General features: G+C 52.6%; 4 protein-coding genes and 1 pseudogene. All 5 read right to left on the reverse strand.

The genetic code is table 11. The annotated features are described in order from the left end of the window. Positions 1-187 precede the first annotated feature (187 nt). The 5 genes and pseudogenes from K4G67_RS16985 to K4G67_RS17005 all read right to left on the reverse strand — a co-directional run bounded on the left by K4G67_RS16985 (position 188) and on the right by K4G67_RS17005 (position 6,704). Positions 188-1,345 (reverse strand): annotated as a pseudogene (locus tag K4G67_RS16985) (IS3 family transposase). Between the two features lie 99 nt (positions 1,346-1,444). After that, positions 1,445-2,824 carry a hypothetical protein gene (locus K4G67_RS16990; protein ID WP_239807436.1) on the reverse strand — a complete coding sequence of 460 codons (1,380 nt, stop codon included), beginning with the start codon at positions 2,822-2,824 and terminating at the stop codon, positions 1,445-1,447. A gap of 121 nt (positions 2,825-2,945) precedes the next feature. Then, complete coding sequence (locus tag K4G67_RS16995; RefSeq protein WP_239807437.1) at positions 2,946-4,259, reverse strand: lipopolysaccharide biosynthesis protein; 1,314 nt, start codon at positions 4,257-4,259, stop codon at positions 2,946-2,948. Between the two features lie 113 nt (positions 4,260-4,372). Continuing rightward, positions 4,373-5,362, reverse strand: a complete 990-nt coding sequence (gene murB / locus K4G67_RS17000; RefSeq protein ID WP_239807438.1) for a UDP-N-acetylmuramate dehydrogenase — start codon at positions 5,360-5,362, stop codon at positions 4,373-4,375. A gap of 31 nt (positions 5,363-5,393) precedes the next feature. After that, positions 5,394-6,704 carry a UDP-N-acetylglucosamine 1-carboxyvinyltransferase gene (locus K4G67_RS17005; protein WP_239807439.1) on the reverse strand — a complete coding sequence of 437 codons (1,311 nt, stop codon included), beginning with the start codon at positions 6,702-6,704 and terminating at the stop codon, positions 5,394-5,396. Positions 6,705-7,010: the final 306 nt, after the last annotated feature.

The raw sequence follows: 7,010 nt of genomic DNA on the forward strand, positions 1-7,010 counted from the left end.
TAAAACCGTCCTGTCCTCAGAGAGCTCCCTTAACCTTGCCGCAGCCAACCTACGGACGAGGTCTTTTGTGAACACGGCCTAATTGCCGGGCGACCTACCACGGTCGCAAGGGATACAGTTTTGTGCCAGCAGTATCATCACTGCAACCGCCGTTTTCTGACTGGTCTGAGCCCGAAGTTTCTACCAGCTAGGAGTAGAGCCTTGGACCGTTTTGATGCCCGTCGTTGGGCGTGATGGCAACAACCGTATCGGGGGCATGCCCCCGATACGGTTTGCCGCTTGATCCTGCCCCGATCTCGGCCGGGGTTCGGTTCCCGAGGCTCGAGTGGGGCCGGAAGTGGTTGTAGTCGTGCCGCCAGGCTTCCAGTTCCTGGCGGGCGTGGGCGAGGCTAGCGAAGATCGTCTCGTTCAAGAGCTCGTCCCGCAGGCGAGCGTTGAAGCTCTCGATGAACCCGTTCTGATAGGGCTTGCCCGGTGCGATATAGTGCCACTCGACGTTGCGCTCCTTCGACCAGCGCAGGATCGCCGTGCTGGTCAGTTCGGTACCATTCTCGCTGACGATGGTGTGGGGCCGTGCTATCCTCTCGAACACCGCTGCATCGAGCTCACGCCCGACCCGAGCGCCGGAGATCGACGTGTCGGCGATCAGGCGCATGCACTCGCGGCTATAGTCGTCGACGACCGCAAAGATCCGGAAGCTGCGCCGGCAGGCGAAGGCATCGGACACGAAGTCGAGGCTCCAGCGCTGGTTCGGTCATCGGTGCTCTTGTGCCCAAAGCCCGCTTGCGACCGCCACGACGGCGCACCTGTAGTCGTTCCTCACGATACAGCCACCGGAACTTCTTGTGGTTCATCGCCCATCCTTCCCGACACAGCAGCCAGTGCAGCCGCCGATAGCCGAACCGGCTACGCTGGCTGGCCAGTTCCCCAATGCGCTCGCGCGCCTTCGCATCGTCAGGCCGACGACTGACGTAGCGCACCATGGTCCGATCCACGCCCAGCACCGTGCAGGCACGGCGCTGGCTCACCTCGAAGACCTTCTGGAGATGAGCCACCGCCTGCCGCCTGGCACCGGGCGCTAAAATTTTTTTGCGCTGATCTCCTCGAGTATGGCGTTGTCGAGCATCGAATCCGCCAGCAGCTTCTTCAGCCGCGCGTTCTCCTGCTCCAGTTAGCGCAGCCGCCGGGCATTGGACACTTCCAGCCCGCCATACTTGGACTTCCACTTGCAATAGGTCGCTGAACTGATCCCGTGACGGCGGCACACATCCGCCGTTGGCATCCCCGCTTCCTGCTCCTTCAACACAGCGATGATCTGCTCCTCGCTGAACCTGCTCCGCTTCATTCGTCTGTCTCCTTCTCAGGGCCGGACTCTACTTATCACTGGAGGAGATCTAGGGGCTCAGACCAGGCACAAGGGAAGAATGAAGCTTTTAATGCAAAGTCAGGCTACTAGATTTTCTTTCTCAAAATTGAGGTAGGATTGAGGTTCATCGATCCCGATTGCGGCAAGAATTTGGGATCGTATTGCGCGACTATCAATGTTTGACCTGGACATGTTGGGTTTGCTTTCGGCATCGTACCAGATCATTATCCCCTCGGGAATATGATACGCTGTTCCTATATCGCGGGCAAACCGGCGAAGTCCGGCTTGGACGAACGGAACTTCCTTTTCGCTATCAGCTATAGAAATGAAGTCTTCCCCGGTGGACGAGCGAGGCTGCGCGACCCCGATATTTACCGTCGCTCCGCTGACGTTGACCTTATAGGCGAGCGGCCGACCATCCGGGAACTTCACCTTTTTCACCAATTCTGCAAACAATTCGGCATGATCGTTTGCTTCGAAGCTGAAATTAAAGTCAGGATGCATTGCAAGCTGGGACGTATAGGGTGCATGAAATCCAATCGCGCTTACAAAACGATCAATCGCTTCAATCCGAAGCTGGTCTCCCCCCCTCCGCTCGATCGGAGCCTGGCCCATGCTTGACAAGATAACAAACTGCGCACGCGTTCTGTCAGCAAGATTTCGAAGACGGCCTATTTGCTCATCTGCGACATCCATCGCAAATTCGATGTTGCCGGCACGCACGGGATCGGGATTGTGATCGCTTTTGTTATTTTGTAGTCCATGCTTCCAATACCGGTGCATCATTCCTGCCACGTGATTGGAGAAGAAGGTAGAGAGCTGGGGCGGGTTATTCTTAAATGCATGTAAAAAAACATCGAATGCAATTGGAGCTTGGAAAACCGCACGTCGCGTTTTGTAAGCAGGATTTATACGTTCCCGCATTAGCTGCTTCGCTATTCGAAAAACTGTACGAATAGATAGCCCCACCCGAAACAGACGGACTACGTTCGAAAAAACGCTCCTATCGATTTTTACGCTCGAAACGATTCCCCCATCACTTGCGGTTTGACGCAAGTTGAGTTCCTGCAAAGCCTCGTATTTTGCTGGATAGGCATCAGGCTTAGGAGCGAACGTATCTGGCACGTAAAATGCATAGGTTTGGTTTTGCGGTACAGGGTATGATTGAAGACTTCCGAACACCCCGACTTTCTTACCTGCAGCTGCCGCTGTCTCCCATAGAGGCGGAAACGCGGACGCCTCAGTCAAATCTTGATTCAGAAATTCGATGCCATGAACGGTATTGTTAACCCCCCGATGGAGAGTTGGCCAAGTAACCCAAGGATGCAATTCCCCCTGATCGGTTGAATTCGTCGTATAGCTTCTCGAGCACTTCAGGATGCATGCAATATTAGATTCAGGCCTCCGCGCAACGTACCAGTCGATAATCGCCCAAGGAACTTCGTTCAGTTCGTACATGATTATACTACTAGAATCTTGACCCTTATCAACCATACTTGGCAACATATTTATACCCTCATGCATTTTAGATGATAAGCCAAATACTAGCTTGAAATTGCCCACCCTACCAAAAATTAAGCTACTCAAACGCTCCGCTTAAATTCTGAGCATGCGATCTAAGAAGCCTTAAAGTAATAATGCTTTGTATTATTCTATGAGCGGATAGTAAAATGCTATACATGAGAGTGGTATTCAAAATGCCTAGCTTGAAATAGTAGCTTAGGCCAAACGCTATTGCAACGCTTACAGTTCTCTCAATATTAAAAATAAGAAAAAATCGGTCTTTACCGATTACCGCCAAACCCTGTGTAATTGTTCCACACACAAGCTGTGCCGTAAGATATAAAGACAGGATGCTCGCTATTGATCCCGCTAAGCGCCAATTTTCTCCGAAAACGAGTGCGAACATTTCCGAACCAAATAGCAGAAGGGCGATCGTGGGAGGCAAGGAGATCGCGATCATGCGAACAACGACCTGTTTGGTCAAATCGTATATCTCTTGCCCTCGCTTCCTTCCGAGCGCCGCTACCTCAGCATAATAGGCTTTACCTACGGCATTTCCGACGAGGCGCATGGGCAGCGCAGTCATGCTCGCCGCAAGCCCGAACTGACCCGCAACGCCGGTGTTGAACAAGCCCGCAACAAACAAGATGGGGACTTCATTCGAAAAGCTGAGCAAGAGTTGCGACGGAAGTCGGTAAAATGGAAAAGCGCGGAACCGACTCAGCGCAAATATCATTCGCTTAGGCGTGACAAAGCGTCGCGTTCGCTTCAAATCTTCGAAAGTGCTTTTTAGCAAACTGGCTATCCCGGCAGATTGTGTGACGATCTGACCAATTAGGAGGCCTATCGCCTTGAAGCCGAGATACCCCAAAGCTAGTTGAACACCGCGCCCGGCGAAGGATTGAATAATCGTCGTTTTGGCGATGAGTTTGTAATCGCGCCGGCGTGTCGCGCACATGGAAGCAATTTCATACGCGCCCGCACCCACGACACCGATGATCAAGAGCCACAAATAATCGCCAATCGCTTTCGCCGAAAAATACTCAACCAATACGGGTCCGAAAAACAAAATTGCAAGGCTAACGATCAAGACCGTAACACCGGTCATAATTGCGACGGCCGCGAGAAGATTGGCTACAACGCCGTCGTGTTTTGGAAGCGGGATGGCCGACGAATACTGCAGCGCCATGAAAGGAACAATCATCGCGATCAATGCCGTAAAGACAGATAGAGTACCGTATTCCGCCGGTGTGTAGAGACGTGTGATCAAAGGTGTCGTTGCCAAACCGACCAGCCGAGCCGCGATCGTGCCGGTCGCCAGTTGAGCCATACCACGAAATACGCCGCTAGCGGCGCCACCGAAAAGCTTTTGTACGAGCGCCTTGATCATTAGAAAATTTTTCTATTAATTGAGGCCTCGAACAAAGTGCATGCACTTTTCAATTCAGGCACTGGAAAAGAGAAGGGTCAACTTTACAACATTGAACGAAAATGCGGCGTATTTCAGTGGATAGAGCCATTTCCGCCCGCCGGCACCAGATGCGCCGGAATGATATCTCCACTTTCCGGTGACAGATAGCGAACTTCGCATCGGAGCCAGAATTCAGTGCGATCATGGACGGTGTTCCTGATCATGTGAATCAACGAGAGAACGTCTTTACTGCTCGCCGCGCCCAGATTTACAATAAAGTTACCATGGTTTTCCGCAATTTGTGCGTCGCCAATTCGCGTACCGCGCAACCCGGCGTCCTCGATCACCTTTCCCGGCGGCCCCACGATTTCGTACATCGCCGGATCGCTAAGAAAGACAGATCCACAATTCGGTAAACGCAAGGGAAATTTCTTTCTGCGCGATGCCATGATCCCGATCATTTCATGGCGCGACTCCATTGCATCTGTACGCTCAAATTGAAATTCGGCTTCGACCACGACGAGCTTCAGTTCCTGGAGGACCGATGAGCGATAAGAAAAATTGCATTCTTCGCGAGTAAGCACGATCCGCTCGCCCTGCATATCAATGCCGGTGACACTCACCACGTTCTCACCGATGCCCTTGCGCTGGCTTCCCCCATTCATCACGAGCAGCCCGCCTAGCGTTCCAGGTATCCCGACCGCATGCTCAGCCCCTTTAAGGCCAGCACATCCTACGCGACGGACGAAGTTCGGAATCCATATGCCAGCCTCGGCCGTAACCCGAGTATCTTCGATTGCAAAGTTCGACAAGTTGCGTCCGATGCGAATGACAACGCCGCGAAACCCCGCATCATCGAAAAGCAGATTTGATCCGTCTCCGACCACGACAAACGGTAGCCCGCTTCCGTTGAGCTCGCGAAGAGTGCAAGACAAGCCGTCTTGGTTCAACGGTTCTAGCAATACGTCGCAGGGGCCTCCGATTCGCCATCGGGCAATGGTACGCAATGGTACATCGACCCCTATACGTACGCTGCCATGCTCGGCGAGTGCAGTCAAAAGAGATTGATATCGGTCGGCCATCGCTGCCCGCGTCTCCAAACCGGAAATTGACTTAAGATCCGACCGTAGCCGGCTCAAATGTGTTAAACCCAATACCCAATTTCCGCAGCTTCGTTTGCAGGTCGTTGTAACCGCGGAGCGCCATCTCCACATTTTTTATGACTGATCGGCCATCGGCGCATAATGCGGCAATCACGATAGCCATGCTACCGCGCAAATCCGTTGATATTGCCTCTCCTGGTGAAAAACCGGCGGGGCCGCGAATGGTGATTGCGCCATGCTTTGCCTCCAAACATGGCCGATCGACGAGTTTCTGCAACTCGGCGACGAAACCGATCCGCTCGGGATAGCGATAGTCGAACACCCGAGAGGTTCCTGCCCCCACCACGCCAAGCAAGACGTAAAAAGCCTGCATGTCCGAAATTACACCCGGATGCGTTCCGCACGCGAGCTCGAAGGGCTGAACCGCCCCTGCAGTTAAGCACGCCGGTGAAACATGCACACTATTGCTGTTTCGAAACAAATCGATACCCGCCTTTTCGAGATGGAGCAACGGAACTTCCATCGAGCCAAAAGGGACGTCTTCAATGGTCAATGTTCCACCGGAAAGGGCTGCATACACAATCCAGGTAAGCGCCTCGATCCGGTCGGCCATTACCGTGTGGTTAGCGACGGTCAGCACGCGTCGCCCCTCGATCACGATACGACTTGTTCCGTATACCTCGATCTGCGCCCCCATCTTGCGAAGGAGTTTGATCAGATCTTCAATTTCCGGTGTGATATAGGCATTGAGAACTTCCGTCGTACCTTCGGCAATACTAGCGCAAAGCAATGCATTTTCTGTGCCACCCACTGTCGAGATAGGAAAGACGATTTCACCGCCGCGAAAGCCCTTACCGGTGATCTCGATATGATCATCGCGTTCGGTAACGATGCAGCCAAGCTTCTCCCAAACCATCGCATGCAGGTCATATCCACGCCCACCGCCAGCACCTCCACCAATCGGGCAACCGCCCGGATAAGGGATACGGGCAATTCCGGAGCGCATAATCTGTGCTGCCGCCAGAAGATAAGTCGTACGAATCGGAATATCGAACTGCTCACGGGTTAGAATGCGAGATTCCAAACCCGTTGGATCGATACGAACCATATTGCCTACATGAGACACATCGATGACCGCGCCAATCTGACGGCAAAATTCGATCTTATGACCAACATCCACAAGCTTGGTCGGAAAATTGTTGAGAACGACGGGGCCATCAGCCAGGAGTCCAGCCGCGAGCAATCGCGTAGCTGAATTCTTTGCGCCACTGACCCGAACTCGCCCCTTGGGCTGAGCTCCACCAAAAATTTCAGCGTCCATCGTTCACCCTAATTTTTATAAATGACAAACGAAGCGTACTCGTAAGATGCATTGCTCGCTTGCCAAAACCCTTTGCCATATGCCGCAGTGCAGCACAACCTTGGTGCTAATGATGCACGACATTCATTAGCATTTTTTGGAAAAATTGTTATTCATCGATTTGAACATTGATTTCCAATGAGCGTTGCACTTCAAAATAATAACGACGTGATGCCACTGGGGAATATCAATAATTTTGATTGAACCGCACCAAAAACTTCAAGATAAATCGTTGGTATGACAAATCCCATAAGGTTTTGGCGCGGT

Origin of the sequence: Croceicoccus hydrothermalis (assembly GCF_022378335.1) — a bacterium.
Lineage (GTDB): Bacteria > Pseudomonadota > Alphaproteobacteria > Sphingomonadales > Sphingomonadaceae > Croceicoccus > Croceicoccus hydrothermalis.